The sequence below is a fragment of the uncultured Merdimonas sp. genome (assembly GCF_963929015.1).
Classification (GTDB): domain Bacteria; phylum Bacillota; class Clostridia; order Lachnospirales; family Lachnospiraceae; genus Merdimonas.
In genome coordinates this window covers 221,289-237,515 of record NZ_CAWVHE010000003.1, presented here as the reverse complement: position 1 = coordinate 237,515, position 16,227 = coordinate 221,289, and the positions used below count along the sequence as shown (strand labels likewise).

Here is a 16,227-nt window from a genome sequence, read left to right as displayed (position 1 = left end):
AAATCTGTTTGACTCTGTCCAAATGTCTATTTCTGGTCCAGATACGCCTGATATCCGATCTCATCAAGCTTTGCAGCCTTTGCCTGCACGGTTTCTTTCATCTCTGTGGTATAATCTTTCAGCTTGTTCAGAAGTTCTTCATCAGAAACAGCCAGGATCTTTGCAGCCAGGATCGCCGCATTCATACCTCCGTCGATCGCCACTGTCGCTACCGGGATTCCCGGCGGCATCTGTACGATGGAAAACAGCGCGTCTTCTCCTGCAAGATTTTTTCCAGACATGGGAACGCCAATGACCGGCATCGGGAACAGTGCGGCGCACATTCCCGGCAGGTGAGCCGCCATACCGGCTCCCGCAATGATCACCTTGATCCCTTTTCCTTCTGCTGCCTTCGCCCAGTCAAAGAACACATCCGGCTCTCTGTGTGCGGAAATAATCGTCATCTCATAATCAATCCCCAGCTTTTCCAGCATGGATGCGGCTTTGCTCATCACCTTAAGGTCTGAGTCGCTGCCCATTACAATTCCTACTTTTGCCATTATTTTCATCCTTTCCTTGTATACTTAAGCAGACAGGAAACGTCCACTTTTGTTCTCCGTTCATCATACATGATTTCTACAGGTTTTTCAACGGTTCATTCAGGATCTCCGTCCCCGGAAGAACGAATCTTCCGTCCCGCAGGAGCGGGATCTCTTCTCCTTCTTTTGTTACTACCGTAATACTTTTCAGCTCCTCATAGGGAATGGTAATATCCGTATGACACTGGAAATATGCTTTGGAAACATCTTCCTTTCTCCGGATAGACACCGAATTATCTCTGGCCACAATTTCTTTTCCGTTCGGATTATAGACGGAAACATCTTCACTCCAGCTGTAACAGGTATCTCCTACCGCAAAATGAGGCCCCATCTTTTCCGCGATCAGGATCGGCATCTTGTCCTCAATGCCGTATTTCTTTGCCGCAACATAAGCCGTAGTATTCGTCCCGATCGCAAATTCTCCAAGAGGAAGCGTCTCATAATGGTGCAGAATATGATCCCGGATATAAGCTTTATTCTCCATCTCCCTGGAAAAATTCGCGCATCGGTAATCCGCGATCATGCCGTTGGCAAAGGTAAGCTCCAGATCCCGGTACTGCAGATCATGAAGATAGACCTTGCTTACATGAAGCGTTCCATTGGTTCCCTCCAGCACAGGAGAGGTAAACACTTCTCCCACCGGAATATTGACATCCGCCACACAATTTTCAAAAATCGTCTCTTTCTGCGGATCCTGCAGCCGGTACAGCTGCACCTTCAGATCAGTCCGGTTGCCGTTTCCGCCCAGGATGTGTACATATTCTCCCTGATCCAGCGCATCGATCATCGTCTGCTGCACCTTTTCATAGACCTTCGCATCCAGGGTGTTGATCCGGATCACTTCCTCAAAAATCTCTTCGTAGTCCGGTCCGATCTCCGGCACCGGATAGGCAATGAGGGTAAAGCTTCTCTCATCCCCTCGGATATAACGATTCACGATCTGTCCCTGCCGGCTGTCGAACTGTCTGGAAAGCTCTTCCTGTTTTTTGTCCAGCTTCAGGGCGTTCTCTTTATGCTCCGGGGAAAACGGTTTTTCTCCAAACATCTCGATCACTGCCGGGCCGGCCATCAGAGCCGCCAGCTCCTTTTCATGCTCGTAGGTAGTCTGGATCACTTCCAGCTTGCGTTCCACAAATTTCTTATCCAAAAACAAAGCCTGGTCATCTTTGTGATCATAGTCGAACTGCTTATTGGGAATACCGCCATAGTACCCGGTCTTCAGCTGCTGGCGCCTGGTCAGCACGCTTGCGCCGGACCGGCAGAACACCGGTTTCAGCCCCATGGCTTTAAAATTCTGGATGGCAGCCTTCACCACCCGCTCAAATCCAATCACATACCGGATCTCTACCGTTCCCTTCTTAGACAGATCTTTTCCGGTGTTGACAAATCCGATCCGGTAGCCCTCCGTATATACATCGGCCATTTTCCGGATCTTTTCCTCATCCAGAGACAGAAGAAACTTTGCAGTTTCCATTTCGTTTTCACTGATATATTCCCCGAACCAGTACAGATAGCGAAGATCCTTAAGATCACTTTTACAAATCAGGTCCGCGGCAAAAGAATGCTCCGGATCGATCTGATCCCGGATGCGGTCTGCCACAAATACGTCACAGTAATCGCTGGCATACCAGTAAATGGTATCCCGGACGGCGGCAGCTTCCGGACCATCCTCTTCTTCAAACTGGCAGTAGATCTCCAGGAAGAGTTCCATCAGGATGTCCAGATATTCTGTCTTTCCCTCAAATACATAGGGAATAGCGCCCCGAAGCTCTGTATACAGAGCGCTTAACAGCGGGCCAAACTCCTCTCCCAGCATGTTCACTGCATAATCCGGATTTCCAAAGCTTTTCCCATAATTCTCCGGAAGGATGTCTTCATAAAGGCGCCGGTTCCAGACTTCCAGTTCTTCCAGTTCAAGTTTCCGGTACGTCCCGTCCTCCATCTGTTTCTTTAACTCATCAATCATCAATAGAAACTTTGCAGTTTCCCGAAAAAACGAAAGGAATCTCTCATTTACACTTTCTTCCTCTGAAATCTGCCGGATCCTTTCTACAGCAAGTCCATATCTTTCTTCCATCATATTATAACAGCCCCCTGATAAATAGTCCTGCAAGACCGGCAAGGAACACGCCGTTCATGGCGATCCCGACCCTGCAGGTAATATAATTTTTATCTCGTTCTTTCAATCCCCGAATTCCAAGAACCAGCCCTGCCACAGACAATGCCAGCGTCCCTGCCCCGACAAGACCGATCAGAATCCCCACCTCTCCTTTTGCCACATAGGAGATCAGGATCATCAGAAACGACAACACAAATACCATTCCGCCATAAAAACAGGAGTAGACTCCTTTTCTTGCATGACGAAGCGTCTTTTGTCCGTACTTGGTACGGATCATCTTTTTCCGCTGCTTTTCTCTGGCTTTTGCTGCCGCTTTTGCCCGGTCTTCTTCAGTTCTTGGTTTTCTTCCTTTTTTTCCTATGCGTATCATTTCTTCTCCTTATCGCCGCACATATCACAAACGCAATGTATCCGGCCAGCCCTCCCAGTGTATTGAGCAAAAGATCATCCACATCAAAACTTCCAACTCTGGAGATCAATTGAAATGTCTCCACACAAAGACTTAAGCCGAAACTATAAAATACCGTGGCAGACAGGCTCCTTCGCCTGCTTGCCATCGGTAAGAAAAATCCAAAGGGAATAAAAATAATCACGTTCCCGAACAGATTGGTAAACACAGCAAAAAAGCCCAGCTGATCCCGGTATTCCCAAAACCTTTTTATTTCTTTAAAGAGCACGAGATTATATCGATATTCCGTATATACCCCCGTCCGTCCGTACCATTCAGAAAACAACAAAAAATAGATAATAAAAAACACATAAAGTACAAACAGAAGCTTCCCCAGGGCACGAACCCTCTTCCTCGTCTTATAATTCAAAAAAATGCTTCCTTTCTTTCCAAAAGCGCTTAAAAAGTAAGCCCCTGTTTCTCTTTCTGGAGCTTTGCCCCGCTGACGATCGCGATCACACCGGCCGCGATGCCGACAACCAGGATAACGATCCCGACTGCGATATTTGCCGCTCCGACTATACTCATTGCTTTATATGCCTTCTCATTCATACATATCCCTCCTGAACCTGAATCTTTCGCCTGCGTCTTCCCCTCGCTTCTTCCGGCCTCTATTTTGCGCCGTACTGTTCATAATATGCGTCAATCGCAGATTTTAATGTATCATCAATCACGATTTTTCCCTGGCATTCCCGGTTATATAAGTATTCTACCACTTCTTCCATGGTAACGATGGCTGCGGTGTCAAAACCATAGAGGTCTCTCACCTCATCCAGAGCACATTTTTCTCCGCCTTTTCCTACTTCCATCCGGTTCAAGGATACCATCAGGCCCTTGATCTCCACGTCTGCCGCTCCTTTTACCTTTGGAACCGTCTCTTCCATAGATTTTCCGGACGTCGTCACATCCTCGATCATGATCACCCGGTCGCCGTCCTTCAGTTTGCTTCCCAGGAAGCTTCCTTTATCCGCGCCGTGATCCTTCTCTTCCTTGCGGTCAGAGCAGTAACGCACTTCCTTCCCGTACAGTTCGCTGTAAGCGATGGCAGTCACCACCGCAAGCGGGATTCCCTTATAAGCCGGTCCGAACAGCACATCGAAATCATCTCCATAGGTCTCGTGGATCGCCTTTGCATAGTATTCTCCCAGACGCTTCAGCTGGATTCCTGTCACATAAGCGCCCGCATTCATAAAAAACGGAGATTTTCTTCCGCTCTTCAGCGTAAATTCTCCGAACTTGAGCACATCGCTTTCTACCATAAATTCAATAAATTCCTGCTTGTAGCTTTCCATATCTAAAACCTCCGTGTAGTTAATCTTTGCTAATGATCCTATTTCATTTAACAATTCTAACATATCAGACAGGGTTTTTCAATTCAGTCTGTTTCCGTAAGAATGAATTACATTTATGCCTGATATCTGGAAATCAGTTCCTCTAATGATACTGGTTCCATTTCTCCGTCCGGCAGGATCCCTTCATGGGCATTCAATGCCAGAATTAATTCCCGGACTGCGTTTCCAAATTCCGGCCCCAGGTGATTCGTCCTGATATCCACTGCGCTCCCGATATAGACCGGCACCGAATACAGACGGCCAAGTAAAATCTCTACACTTTCCGGCTGATAAAAACCGTCAAATCCCATATCTTCCATATCTCCCAGCGTCATCTGTGCTGACAGAAGAAACATTTCGTCATCCTCGAACAAATCCCGCTTATTAAAAAACAACGCAGAAAGAGGAATCTGTTTCCCGCTCATGATCCGGATCGCATCCGTCAGTTCATCTGATGTGCCTGTTGTAGCGTCACAGACGCCTATATAGCCGTTCAAGTAAGCTCCAGGTTCTTCCAGATAACGGAACAATTCCAGCGGATTCTCAAAGATGATCAGGGAAATATCCTCTGAAAGGTCTCCGCTCTCTAACAGGCGCTCCACCAGCGTATGTCTGCCGCTGTCTGCCTCTCCCACGACAGCAATCTTATACTTCTTCGTCTCTTGCTCCGGCTCGGCAGACTCTTGTTCCGGCGCAGCAGGCTCTTGTTCCGGCTCGGCAGGCTCTTCTTCCGGCGCAGTGGGCTCTTGTTCGGGCTTAGCAGGCTCTTCTTCCTCCACTGGCTTTGGCGACTCTGCCTGTTTTGGCGGCTCCACTGCCTTAGCTGGCTCTATCGGCTTTGGCGGCTCCACTGCCTTCGGCGGCTCTGTCGGCTTTGGCGGCTCCACTGCCTTCGGCGGCTCTGCCGCCTTCTCCGGTTTTTCTGGCTCTCTCACGCTCTGGCCCCCACCTTTCAGGATTGCTCTCAAGATTTCCGGGAATTCCTTGTGAATACTAAAGAAAAAGCTCCGCTTTGTTCCATCCTCATAGGTCACGATACAGTCCGACTCCTCTACCTCAACGGACACCATGTGATCCAGCGGGAGCGGATTGCATTTTTTGTTAAACATCGTGCTGGAATAAATCCCCTTCTCGGTAACAAGATACCCCTTTTTCCCGTTTGAGAGCATGGTTTCATCAAGGAAAGCAATGACCTCCGCAGCTGTAACTCCTTTGGCATACGCGCGGATTGCATTGTCAATCTGCTTGGGTTTCAATTCCTCCCGGAGCTCAAAATGAAAACTTTTGTTGCTTCCATGTGCCAGGATGGCGCTTCTGATGATCTTCTCTTCCATAACCTTTTCTCCTCATCTTGATGATTTTATAATTTCAGTTCCATCCACGCTCCTGCGTCCTGGAACCCATATCTCTCATACACCGGGCGCCCCCAACGGGATGCATAAAGAATGTATTTTGTAATCTTTCTTTGCTTCCCCTCCCGGATCAACCTTTCCAGAATCTCTGTGGCAATCCCTTTTCCGCGGTCTCCCGAACTGGTGTACATATTTGCAATATATCCCTGCTTTCCACTCTTGTTCGTGAAAGACGGCGGAAAATCCATAAAAATAATCGCTCCTGTCCCAATGATCTGGTTATCATCTTCCGCCACCCACTGGATCAGAGATCCGTCTGCCATTTTTTCAGAAAAATAGGCCTCCAGTTCCTCATCCATCATTTCTTCCGGCTGCGGGCCCTCATCATGAAGCTGCATCTTGCGGATCCTTGCCAGTTCCGGGATATCTTCGATTGTTGCTTTTCTATAGCGCATATCAGCGATTCATCTCCTCTATAAAATCCACAGGTTTTGCGGTCATCTGTGTCCACGCAGGAAGGAATCCACTCTTGATCCCATTACGGACTGATGGGATATTAGACCAGGCAGTACAATAAAACGGCACTTTCCCTCTCTCAAGGACTTCCAAGGCCAGCCTGCTTGTCAGCGCAGAAGCAATTCCCTTATTCCTGTATTCTGGCAGCACATCTATCCCGATCTGCCACATCATATCACAGTCTGCAGAACAGCCCGCCAGACCGATCAACTTTTCCCCGTCATATGCGCCAACTCCGAGGACATCAAATTCCCTTCTTCCCTCAACCAATGCATTGCTCCACTCAGGCCTGTATAAATCTGTAAAATCCTTTTGTGTGAGAATCCGCAATGGATAACTGCAGGGCAACGGTTTCATCCGGTTCAGATCCGGCAGATAATACTCTGCCATAAAGCATACTTTCTGCCCAAACGGTGCAAGGCGTTCGTTCAGCCAATACATGTTAGGCGTCTCAAAACAATGATAAAATTCATATTTATGAATATACTCTTCTGCAATTTCCCGATATTCATCTTTTACAGACGCAACAATATTGTTTCCATATGAGACCAGATCCAGCGCGACCGGTTCATGATAATACTTTCTTGCATCCGGTCCAATCTTAGATTCCACAACCACATGCTCTGTTCTCAGGAAATCATCTGCTTTACAATTAATATCTATCGCAGACTGCTCCATGGCAATCCGCAGGATTTCACGATTTGTCATAACCTCTTTGCCTCCGGTCAGTGCTTTTTAATAGCATACCATTATCCCTTCATTTTCTCAAGGAAACACTCCCGAATATTTAAACGAACCGCTCCCACTACGTTTCTCTTGACATCGCCAAAAACCTTCTGCACAATAATATCAGGAATATAGAAAGGGTGATGGATATGTTCTCAAAGGAATTGCAGGAACTAGACCGAAACACTGTGCAATATATGATTGATGAAATGCAGGAGGAAATTGATACTCTGAAGGAGGAGAAAAAATTTTCCGAAGAACGATTAACAAACGAAATAGCCGAATTAAAAAAGAAATTAGCTCTCTATGAAAAATAGCATCAGTATTCCTTGCCGGTCGGATGCCCACTCGTGCAAGCACGGTGGTCGCCCTCGAGCGTATCGCACAAAAAAAGCTGCAGGACAGATATCCTGCAGCACTTTTATTTTCAAAATCAGTTATTCCTCTTCCAGTTCTTCCTCGATCTGTCGGATCCCGGCGGTATCCGTCACCGGAAGAGAGAAGATCACGCCGCCGGCCTTGGTCCCGGTTCCGGCCTTCTCCATAATGGCGCGCATAATTTCGTTTTTCTGCGATGTCTTTACCACGATGAATACCATTTCTTTTTCCTCCGCAAGAGAGATCCCAAGAAATGTTTTTGCATGTTCCGCGCCGGTTCCTTTTGCATGGATCACAGTCCCCCCGGGAGCATGGGCGCTTCTGGCCGCATCCATGATCGTCTCTGTATAACCAGAATTTGCGATTGTAACCAATAATTCATACTCTGTATTTTTCAAAACGCTCTCCTCCTCGATCTCAAGTTTCTGGCCTGCCGTCAGATATTGCAGTACTTTTTTCCCACCCACACTGCTTAACGGGATCAGAAATGCAATTCCCCGGCCCGGTACATCGATCCGAAGCCTGGTGTACAGGCCTTTTTTCAGCTGTATCCATGTTTTCCGGGTGACCACGGCTACATATACCGCTTTTTCCGCGGCTTCCATGCCCAGATAATCCAGAAGAGAACTGCTGGCTGTTCCCCGGCCCAGTGAAGCAAACGTCACCTCGATGTGATATTCCTTAAAAAACTGGAGAAACTTTTCCCGCATTCCCCGGTTGATAATAATCCCCATCAGATAGATATGATTCATACAGTTCCTCCTACAATTCTATGATATCGTCATCCGCCCAGATATCCAGATAGGAAGCCTCCAGCGCTTCCTCGGCCCTGGCATGCGCGAAACGGTACTTGTATACAGCGCCCATGACCTGGATCGTAATGAGCGGCGTCATGGCTACCATAGCCACCACGCCAAAGGCGTCCTGCACGATATTTCCGCCAACAGCCTCACAGGCTCCCATGGCAAAGGGCAGAAGAAAGGTTGCCGTCATCGGCCCCGATGCCACGCCGCCCGAGTCAAATGCAATCGCTGTAAAGATCTTTGGGACAAAGAAAGACAGCGCCAGCGCGATCAGATATCCCGGCAGAATGAACCAGAAAATAGAGATTCCTGTCAGCACCCGGATCATGGCAAGTCCGATAGATACGGATACGCCAAGAGACAGGCTAAGTCCCATGGCCTCCCCTGAGATCGCCCCGGACGTGATTTCTTCTACCTGCTCTTTCAACACGTACACCGCAGGCTCCGCTTTTACAATAAAGTAACCGATCACCATACCGATCGGGATCAATACCCAACGGTAGGAAAGTCCCGCGATCATGAATCCCAGATAATTTCCGGCCGGCATAAACCCTACATTTACCCCTGTCAAAAACAGCACCAGACCCACATAAGTATACACCATTCCGATCACGATCTTTTTCAACGGTCTTCCACGCATTTTCAGAGAAATCATCTGAAATACAGCAAAAAAGAGGATGATCGGCAGGAGTGAAACTGCGATTTCTTCAATATATTTCGGAAGCCCTGCGGCAAAATATCTCCACAACTCTACAGAGTCCCGGATCACCGGGGTCTCGGAGCCCGCATATCCGGTACTTTCCGGATGATACAAAAGCCCCAGAAGCAGCACCGCCAGGATCGGCCCGATGGAACAAAGAGAAACCAGACCGAAGCTGTCGTCTTCCGCATGTTTATCGCTTCGGACCGCAGCAAAGCCCACGCCCAGAGCCATGATAAATGGAACCGTCATGGGACCGGTGGTCACGCCGCCTGAATCAAAAGCGACAGCCAGAAAGTCATCCTGTACAAAAAATGCCAGTACAAACACCAGGAAATAAAACAGAATCAAAAGGGAACGCAGTGTTTTAGAAAAAAGCATACGAAGCATTGCGATCATCAGAAAGAATCCCACGCCGACAGCCACCGCCAGGATCAGCACGGCATTTGGAACGGACGGAACCTGCTCTGCAAGTACCTGCAGATCCGGCTCCGATATGGTAATAATAAAGCCTAACAGAAAACACAACAGCAATACGATCCCCAGATTCCGGGAATTGGCGATGCGGGTACCGATCTTCTCTCCCACCGGCGTCATCGCAAGTTCCGCTCCCAGCGTAAAGAACATCATCCCGATGATCAAAAGCACTGCGCCAAATAGTAAGAGCAGCAGGATACTGGGCGGAATGGGCGCGATCGTAAAGCTTAACAATAACACAATTCCAATCGTAGGAGACACTGCAGTCAGTGCCTCCTTTAATTTTTCAGCAAATCTTGTCTGGTATAACTCCACTGCTAACGGACCCCTCCAATCAATTCACGAACATCTTCTATGCCATATTGTTTCATATAAGCCGCAATTCCATCCACAACGTCCGCCGCCGCGGAAGGATTGTGGAAGTTGGCTGTTCCCACCGCCACAGCCGTAGCTCCTGCCAGAAGCATTTCAATGGCGTCTTCTGCTGTGGAAATGCCGCCCATTCCGATGATCGGGATCTTGACCGCCTGCGCTGTCTGATAGACCATCCGCACGGCCACAGGGTGCACTGCCGGGCCGGACACGCCGCCGGTCTTATTTGCCAGGGCAAAGGTTCTCCTGTGAATGTCGATCTTCATGCCGGTCAGTGTGTTGATAAGTGAAACCGCATCCGCGCCGCCGGCCTCCGCCGCTCTCGCGATCTCTGTAATATCCGTTACATTAGGCGTCAGCTTCATGATCACGGGCTGTTTTGCGATCTTCTTGATCTGGGCGGTCAGTTCCTCCACATGCTTTGCATCCTGCCCAAAAGCCAGGAAACCTGCATTTACATTGGGACAGGAAATATTGATCTCCATCATATCAATGGGCTCGTCGGCGAGGCGCTCCACCACCGCCAGATACTCTTCCGGCGCATGGCCGCAGACATTGACGATGATCTTCGTATCAAACTGCTTCAGAAACGGAATGTCCCGGCGGCAGAAAACATCAATCCCCGGATTCTGCAGGCCGATGGCATTCATCATGCCCCCGTATACTTCCGCAACTCTGGGCGTCGGATTGCCGGCCCAGGGAACATTTGCCACCCCCTTGGTGGTTACAGCACCCAGCTGGTTCAAGTCAACAAATTCCGAAAACTCTTCTCCGGATCCGAACGTGCCGGAGGCGACTGTTACGGGATTTTTCCACTCCACTCCCGCTATGTTGATCTTCATATTCATCAGATTTCCACCTCCGAAGCCAGGAATACCGGGCCGTCCTTGCAGACCCTCTTATTATGCACGTTGCTGTGCTCGTCCTTTTCTCTGCTCTTGCAGACGCAGCCCAGGCATGCGCCGATCCCGCAGGCCATCCGCTCTTCCAGAGAAATATAACATTCGATACCATTTTCCTGGGCATACGCCTTGATCGCGCGCAGCATCGGCGTCGGGCCGCAGGCATAGATAATATCAGCGTCCAGCTGATTTTCCCGGACAGCGTCCATCACATTTCCTTTTGTCCCCACACTGCCATCTTCCGTAGAAAGATACAATGCACCGTTTTGCTCAAACTCTTCTTTCAGAAACGTCTGGCTGTCCCGGTATCCGACAACGATCATCTTCTGTACCGGTTCCAGTTCGCCTGCCAGCTCCTTTGCCAGCTCCAGGATCGGCGGAACGCCAATCCCGCCGCCCATCAGCATCGCCCGTTTACCGGCGGCTTTTTCCAGCGGGAATCCATTTCCCAGCGGGCCAACAATCTCGATCTTATCCCCCGCCTGCAAACGGGAAAACTGCTCCGTCCCCGTCTCCGGGCCGGTGACACGGTATACCATTCGCAGCGCTTCCCCGTCCCTGTCAATCTCACAGATACTGATCGGCCTGGGCAAAAGCTTTGTTCCATCATCCGTGTACATAGACAAAAACTGCCCCGGCTTCGCCGCATTTGCCGCATCTGTGCGGATCCACATACTAAAAATCCCGTCGGCAAGCATTTCCTGCGAAATCACCAACGCCTGTTCCTTCTTCTTCATGTACGATTTTCTCCTTTCGGGTACACCCTGAAATTCAATTTGGGACACCCTGATTTGCAATTTGGGACGTAGACCTTTTGCATTTGTCTACGTCCTGTTATAACGCGCTGCGGATATCCGCGATCATATCTTCTACCGCTGCGCGGGACGCATCTGCGAAGTTCTCTTCGCCGTATTTTGCGTATGTTTCCTGTTTATAGGCTGCTATGATGCCGCGGGAGGAGTTGACGATCGCCCCCAGACCGTCTTCGTTGAAGAAGTGTACCAGGTCCTTGCCTTTGCCGCCCTGGGCGCCGTAGCCCGGCACCAGAATGTAGGCTTTGGGCATGATCTTTCTCAATACTTTTCCCATCTCCGGATAGGTTGCGCCGACAACGGCTCCTACATAGCTGTATTCTTCGCCCATCAGGCTCTCGCCCCACTGTGCCACTTTTTCGCCCACCAGTTCATAGAGCGGACGGCCGTCGATGAGCCGGTCCTGAAATTCTCCGCTGGACGGATTGGAGGTTTTTACCAGGACGAAGATGCCTTTTTTCTCTTCTCTGCACACGTCCAGGAAGGGGTTGATACCGTCGGAGCCAAGATACGGATTGACGGTCACAAAGTCTTCGTCAAACGGCGCGTAGGATCTGCTTCCCACCTGTACTTTTCCGATATGGCCTACTGCGTAGGCTGCGGAAGTGGAGCCGATGTCTCCGCGCTTGATATCGCCGATCACCACCAGGCCTTTTTCCTTACAGTAATCTACGGTCTTCTTAAATGCGGCAAGCCCGGGAAGTCCGAACTGCTCGTACATGGCAATCTGGGGCTTTACCGCCGGGATCAGGTCATAAGTCTTGTCCACGATCTCTTTGTTAAACTGCCAGATGGCCTCTGCCGCTCCTTCCAGTGTCTCTCCAAATTCTGCAAATGCTTTTTTCTGAATGTGCTGCGGCACATAGTTCAGCATGGGGTCCAGCCCCACCACGATCGGCGCTCCTGTCTTTTTAATCTTTGCTGTCAACTGATTGATCACTTTAGTTTCCTCCTGTCAATGCCTGATTTTCGTATACGATTTTGCCGTCCACCAGCGTATATTTGATATCTCCGGTCACTTTCCGTCCGTCAAACGGCGTATTTTTGCCTTTTGATAAAAATGTCGTCTTATCGATCCGGTACTCCCGGTTCGGATCAAATACCACCAGATCCGCCCGTTTCCCTTCGGAAATGCTTCCGCGGTCTGATAATCCCAGGATTTTCGCGGGATTCAGGCTCATTTTTTCCGCCATATCCATGATACTTAAAATCCCCGGTTTTACCAGTTCCGTATAGGTAAGCGCTGCGGAAGTCTCCAGTCCCACGATGCCAAAGGGCGCTTTCTCCATGGGCTGATTCTTTTCTTCCTCGCTGTGAGGCGCATGATCTGTGGAAATCACGTCCATGATGCCTTCTTTGAGACCTTTTTTCAGCGCCTCCACATCCGCTTTGCTTCGAAGCGGGGGATTCATTTTATAATTTCCGTCATTTTCCCTGATATCGTCCGCGCTCAGGGTGAAATGATGCGGGCACACCTCGCCTGTCACCGGCAGTCCTTCTTCTTTGGCCAGCCGGATCATCTCCACGCTGTCCGCAGTAGAACAGTGGCACAGATGCAGCCGCACTCCGGTCTCCTTTGCCAGCAGGATGTCTCTTGCCACGATCACATCTTCTACGGAATTGGTGATTCCCTTCAGACCCAGGCGCGCCGCGTTTTCGTCCGCGTTCATCACGCCGCCTTCCACCATGGTAATGTCCTCGCAGTGGGCAAATACGGCCAGACCGTTTGCTTTTGCCTCCCGCATGCCCTTCCGGTACAGGGAAGCGTTCATCACGGACTTCCCGTCCTCACTGATCGCGTGGCATCCTTCCCTTGCCATTCCTGCAATATCGGCCAGTTCTTTTCCTTCCTGTCCTCTGGTCACGGCGCCGATCTGGATCACATGGACCAGGGCCTCCTTCTTTGCTCTGGCGTGTACATCCGCCACCTTTTCCGCCGTGTCGATCACCGGTCTGGTATTGGGCATGGCGCAGACTGTGGTGACGCCGCCGCGGGCAGCCGCCCTTCCCCCGGTTTCCAGGGTTTCCTTGTACTCCAGGCCTGGATCCCGGAAATGTACATGGAGATCGATCAGTCCCGGCATGACATAGCACCCGGAAGCGTCCAGGACCTGTTCCGCCTCTTCCGGAAGACCGGTCCCTATCTTCTGGATCTTTCCATCCCGCACCAGAACATCACACACTTCATTCCGCCCTGTCAGCGGATCGATCACATGACCGTTTTGGATTAATATCGTCATATTCGCTTTCCTTTCCTGAAACAGTTGTGTTTTTATTTTACCATAGGCCGGCCGAAAAAGAAAAGGTTTAATTCAGAACCCGCAGAGCGGCCTGGCTTATTCCACTGCCTGTTTTACCGCCTCCGTCGCCGTCTCCAGCTGATTATCCGCTTCCGGATCCTTTTCATCCGGCTCATATTCCACTTCCAGATCCGGCGTCACCCCTTCTCCGTTGATGCTCCTTCCCTTCGGTGTGAAGTATTCTGCAACCGTAAGTTTCACGCTGGTGCCGTCTCCCAGATCAAAAATCTGCTGAACGACGCCTTTTCCGTAAGTCTTCGTACCAACAATCGTTCCAATTCCATAATCCTGGATCGCTCCGGCATAAATCTCGGAAGCGCTGGCGCTGTTTCCATTGACCAGCACTGCCATTGGCACATCCAGCTGATGTTCTTCATCTGAAGAATAGGTCTGCCGATTGCCTTCTTTATCCTCCATATATACGATAGTTCCTTCCGGCAGCACCAGATCCAGCATATCGCAGACCGTATCAAGATTGCCTCCCGGATTATTCCGAAGGTCCACCACAAGACCTTCCATCCCCTGGCTGGACAACGCTTCCAGAGCCTCTTCGTACTGATCACTGGTAACCGAATCAAACTCGCTGACCGCAAGATATCCAATCTGATCTTCCAGCATTTCGTATTCTACTGTCTGCGCCTCCACAGTATCACGGACAGCCGTCACCGTAATCTCCTGCGGTTTTTCTCCCCGCAGTACCGTCAGTTCTACCTCCGTTCCCTTTTCCCCTTTGATATAGGTCACAAGTTCCGAAAGATCCATGCCGGTCACTTCCATCTCACCTACCCTGGTCAGAATATCATCATCCCGAAGGCCGGCTTTATCCGCCGGAGAATCCTCATAAATCTGAACCAGCGTGATCACCCCGCTGTCCAGATCCTGGCTTAAGACCGCGCCGATCCCACTGTATTCTCCTTCCGTGGTCTCATAGAGCTCCTTTGTCTCTCCCTCGTCATAATAAACAGAGTAAGGATCGTCAAGCCCCTGGACATACCCTTTATAGAGGCCTTCTTCCAGGGCGTCTTCCTCTATTTCCCCCATATATTTTTCATTGATCAGTTTCTTTAACGTCTCCACCTTTTCCCCGGTGGGATCATCACCAAAAAGTCTGATCCCGCAAGATATCATTCCTGTTCCTGATAATACAACGAGGGCGCCAAAAAGCGCCCCCTGTAAAAAAGATTTCCTTAATCTCATTTCTTTCTTCCTGTTCCTGATTCATTGACCACTGTCACCTTCTACAGATAATTCATCGGATTAGTCGGCACTCCATTTAAGTTCACCTGGAAATGAAGATGCGGTCCGGTAGAATTACCTGTGGTTCCCACGCTGGCAATATTCTGACCTTTGCTTACTGTCTGGCCTGCTGAAACATACATCTGATAGCAGTGCATGTAAATCGTGGACAATCCGTTTCCATGGCTGATGGTGATCATATTTCCGGCATTTCCACTGTATGCCGCGGATACAACTGTTCCGGAAGCCGCCGCGTAGATCGGAGTCCCCTGTGGAGCCGCGAAATCCATTCCCTTATGATTGGTGCTGGCTCCTGCCAGTGGCTGTTCCCGATATCCGAAATAACTGGAAATATAAGTATATCCAGGACACGGATGGGTAAAAGTGCCATTGCCGCTGACAACGGCCGCTCCTGCGCCGCCAGGTTTATAACCGCTGCCGGCCGAAGACTGTGCCTGCTGTGATGCAGCTGCTTCTGCCTGCTTGCGCTGTGCCTCTGCTGCCGCCTCTTCCAGCTGGGCAAGTTTCTTATTGGTGTCATCCAGCTGACTTCCCAGGCTGCTGATCTCTGCTTCTTTTTGGGTAACCAGTTTGGACACCTGATCCTGTTTTGCGATCAGTTCATCCTGCATGTCACCCATCTCTTCATATTCGTCACGGATCTCTGCTTCCTGCTTTTCTACCGCTTTTACAATCTCCTGGAACTGTTCCAGCATATCTCTGTCATATTCAGAAATCGTGCTGATGTACTCGGCCTTGTTCAGAAAATCTCCGATCGTCTTGGACTCCAGAAGGATCTCAATGAACTGAGCGTTACCATTCTCGTACATATACTTGATCCGCTTCTTCATGTCCTGATACTGCTCGTTTTCTTCCACCTTAGCCTGTGACAGTTCTTCTTCCTTGGCGAACAGCTCCATTTCCTTTTCTTCGATCTGACCCTGAAGATCTTCCATCTCCCCCGCGATCTTCTCAAGCTGCGCTGCCAGAGAATTCTTTTCATTCTCTGCCGCTTTCTTTTGATTCTCAAGCTGTGCTGCCTTTTCTTTGGTCTCGCTGATCTCTGATGCGTTGACCTGAAGCCCCAGCCCCAGACACATAACAGCCGTCAACACCAGGCTGATGATTCGCTTTCTATGTATCATATGTATCCCCCTTTTTAATTATACTTTGTATA

General features: G+C 49.7%; 18 protein-coding genes. 1 reads left to right on the top strand and 17 read right to left on the bottom strand.

Features of this window, described 5'->3' with window-relative positions:
- Window positions 1-26: 26 nt before the first annotated feature.
- From purE to ABGT54_RS01915, 9 genes are all read right to left on the bottom strand, one after another.
- Complete coding sequence (gene purE, locus ABGT54_RS01955; protein WP_346662607.1) at window positions 27-539, bottom strand: 5-(carboxyamino)imidazole ribonucleotide mutase; 513 nt, start codon at window positions 537-539, stop codon at window positions 27-29.
- 76 nt (window positions 540-615) lie between these two features.
- Window positions 616-2,658 carry an aminopeptidase gene (locus ABGT54_RS01950; RefSeq protein ID WP_346662606.1) on the bottom strand — a complete coding sequence of 681 codons (2,043 nt, stop codon included), beginning with the start codon at window positions 2,656-2,658 and terminating at the stop codon, window positions 616-618.
- A gap of 1 nt (window position 2,659) precedes the next feature.
- Window positions 2,660-3,067, bottom strand: coding sequence for a DUF6142 family protein (locus ABGT54_RS01945; RefSeq protein WP_346662605.1), 408 nt, complete (start codon window positions 3,065-3,067; stop codon window positions 2,660-2,662).
- Window positions 3,027-3,515 (bottom strand): VanZ family protein, encoded by a 489-nt coding sequence (locus ABGT54_RS01940; protein WP_346662604.1) that lies wholly within the window; start codon window positions 3,513-3,515, stop codon window positions 3,027-3,029. Before ABGT54_RS01940 ends, ABGT54_RS01945 begins: the two co-directional genes overlap by 41 nt.
- Before the next feature lie 29 nt (window positions 3,516-3,544).
- Window positions 3,545-3,697: a hypothetical protein gene (locus ABGT54_RS01935; RefSeq protein WP_204909354.1), complete on the bottom strand. Its 153-nt coding sequence runs from the start codon at window positions 3,695-3,697 to the stop codon at window positions 3,545-3,547.
- Window positions 3,698-3,756: 59 nt separating this feature from the next.
- Window positions 3,757-4,437, bottom strand: coding sequence for an orotate phosphoribosyltransferase (gene pyrE / locus ABGT54_RS01930; RefSeq protein ID WP_346662603.1), 681 nt, complete (start codon window positions 4,435-4,437; stop codon window positions 3,757-3,759).
- Window positions 4,438-4,550: 113 nt separating this feature from the next.
- Window positions 4,551-5,810, bottom strand: a complete 1,260-nt coding sequence (locus tag ABGT54_RS01925) for a hypothetical protein (RefSeq protein ID WP_346662602.1) — start codon at window positions 5,808-5,810, stop codon at window positions 4,551-4,553.
- 26 nt (window positions 5,811-5,836) lie between these two features.
- The gene (locus ABGT54_RS01920; RefSeq protein ID WP_346662601.1) at window positions 5,837-6,283 is read right to left on the bottom strand and encodes a GNAT family N-acetyltransferase; all 447 of its coding nucleotides are present in this window, start codon (window positions 6,281-6,283) and stop codon (window positions 5,837-5,839) included.
- A gap of 1 nt (window position 6,284) precedes the next feature.
- Complete coding sequence (locus ABGT54_RS01915; RefSeq protein WP_346662600.1) at window positions 6,285-7,052, bottom strand: GNAT family N-acetyltransferase; 768 nt, start codon at window positions 7,050-7,052, stop codon at window positions 6,285-6,287.
- 158 nt (window positions 7,053-7,210) lie between these two features.
- Between ABGT54_RS01915 and ABGT54_RS01910 the strand changes: the two genes are divergently transcribed.
- Window positions 7,211-7,387: a hypothetical protein gene (locus tag ABGT54_RS01910; RefSeq protein WP_346662599.1), complete on the top strand. Its 177-nt coding sequence runs from the start codon at window positions 7,211-7,213 to the stop codon at window positions 7,385-7,387.
- 120 nt (window positions 7,388-7,507) lie between these two features.
- Here ABGT54_RS01910 and ABGT54_RS01905 read toward each other — a convergent pair whose 3' ends face one another.
- From ABGT54_RS01905 to ABGT54_RS01870, 8 genes are all read right to left on the bottom strand, one after another.
- The gene (locus ABGT54_RS01905) at window positions 7,508-8,200 is read right to left on the bottom strand and encodes a P-II family nitrogen regulator (RefSeq protein WP_204930968.1); all 693 of its coding nucleotides are present in this window, start codon (window positions 8,198-8,200) and stop codon (window positions 7,508-7,510) included.
- Between the two features lie 10 nt (window positions 8,201-8,210).
- Window positions 8,211-9,743: a DUF1538 domain-containing protein gene (locus tag ABGT54_RS01900; protein WP_346662598.1), complete on the bottom strand. Its 1,533-nt coding sequence runs from the start codon at window positions 9,741-9,743 to the stop codon at window positions 8,211-8,213.
- Window positions 9,744-9,745: 2 nt separating this feature from the next.
- A complete protein-coding gene (locus ABGT54_RS01895; RefSeq protein WP_204930966.1) occupies window positions 9,746-10,648 on the bottom strand; it encodes a dihydroorotate dehydrogenase in 903 nt (300 codons plus the stop codon).
- A complete protein-coding gene (locus ABGT54_RS01890) occupies window positions 10,648-11,439 on the bottom strand; it encodes a dihydroorotate dehydrogenase electron transfer subunit (protein ID WP_346662597.1) in 792 nt (263 codons plus the stop codon). Before ABGT54_RS01890 ends, ABGT54_RS01895 begins: the two co-directional genes overlap by 1 nt.
- A gap of 97 nt (window positions 11,440-11,536) precedes the next feature.
- Window positions 11,537-12,454, bottom strand: coding sequence for an orotidine-5'-phosphate decarboxylase (gene pyrF, locus ABGT54_RS01885; RefSeq protein ID WP_204909346.1), 918 nt, complete (start codon window positions 12,452-12,454; stop codon window positions 11,537-11,539).
- 1 nt (window position 12,455) lies between these two features.
- On the bottom strand, window positions 12,456-13,754 hold the full coding sequence (locus ABGT54_RS01880; protein WP_346662596.1) for a dihydroorotase: 1,299 nt from the start codon (window positions 13,752-13,754) through the stop codon (window positions 12,456-12,458).
- 96 nt (window positions 13,755-13,850) lie between these two features.
- Window positions 13,851-15,011, bottom strand: a complete 1,161-nt coding sequence (locus tag ABGT54_RS01875) for a S41 family peptidase (RefSeq protein ID WP_346662595.1) — start codon at window positions 15,009-15,011, stop codon at window positions 13,851-13,853.
- 41 nt (window positions 15,012-15,052) lie between these two features.
- Complete coding sequence (locus ABGT54_RS01870; protein ID WP_346662594.1) at window positions 15,053-16,195, bottom strand: peptidoglycan DD-metalloendopeptidase family protein; 1,143 nt, start codon at window positions 16,193-16,195, stop codon at window positions 15,053-15,055.
- Window positions 16,196-16,227: the final 32 nt, after the last annotated feature.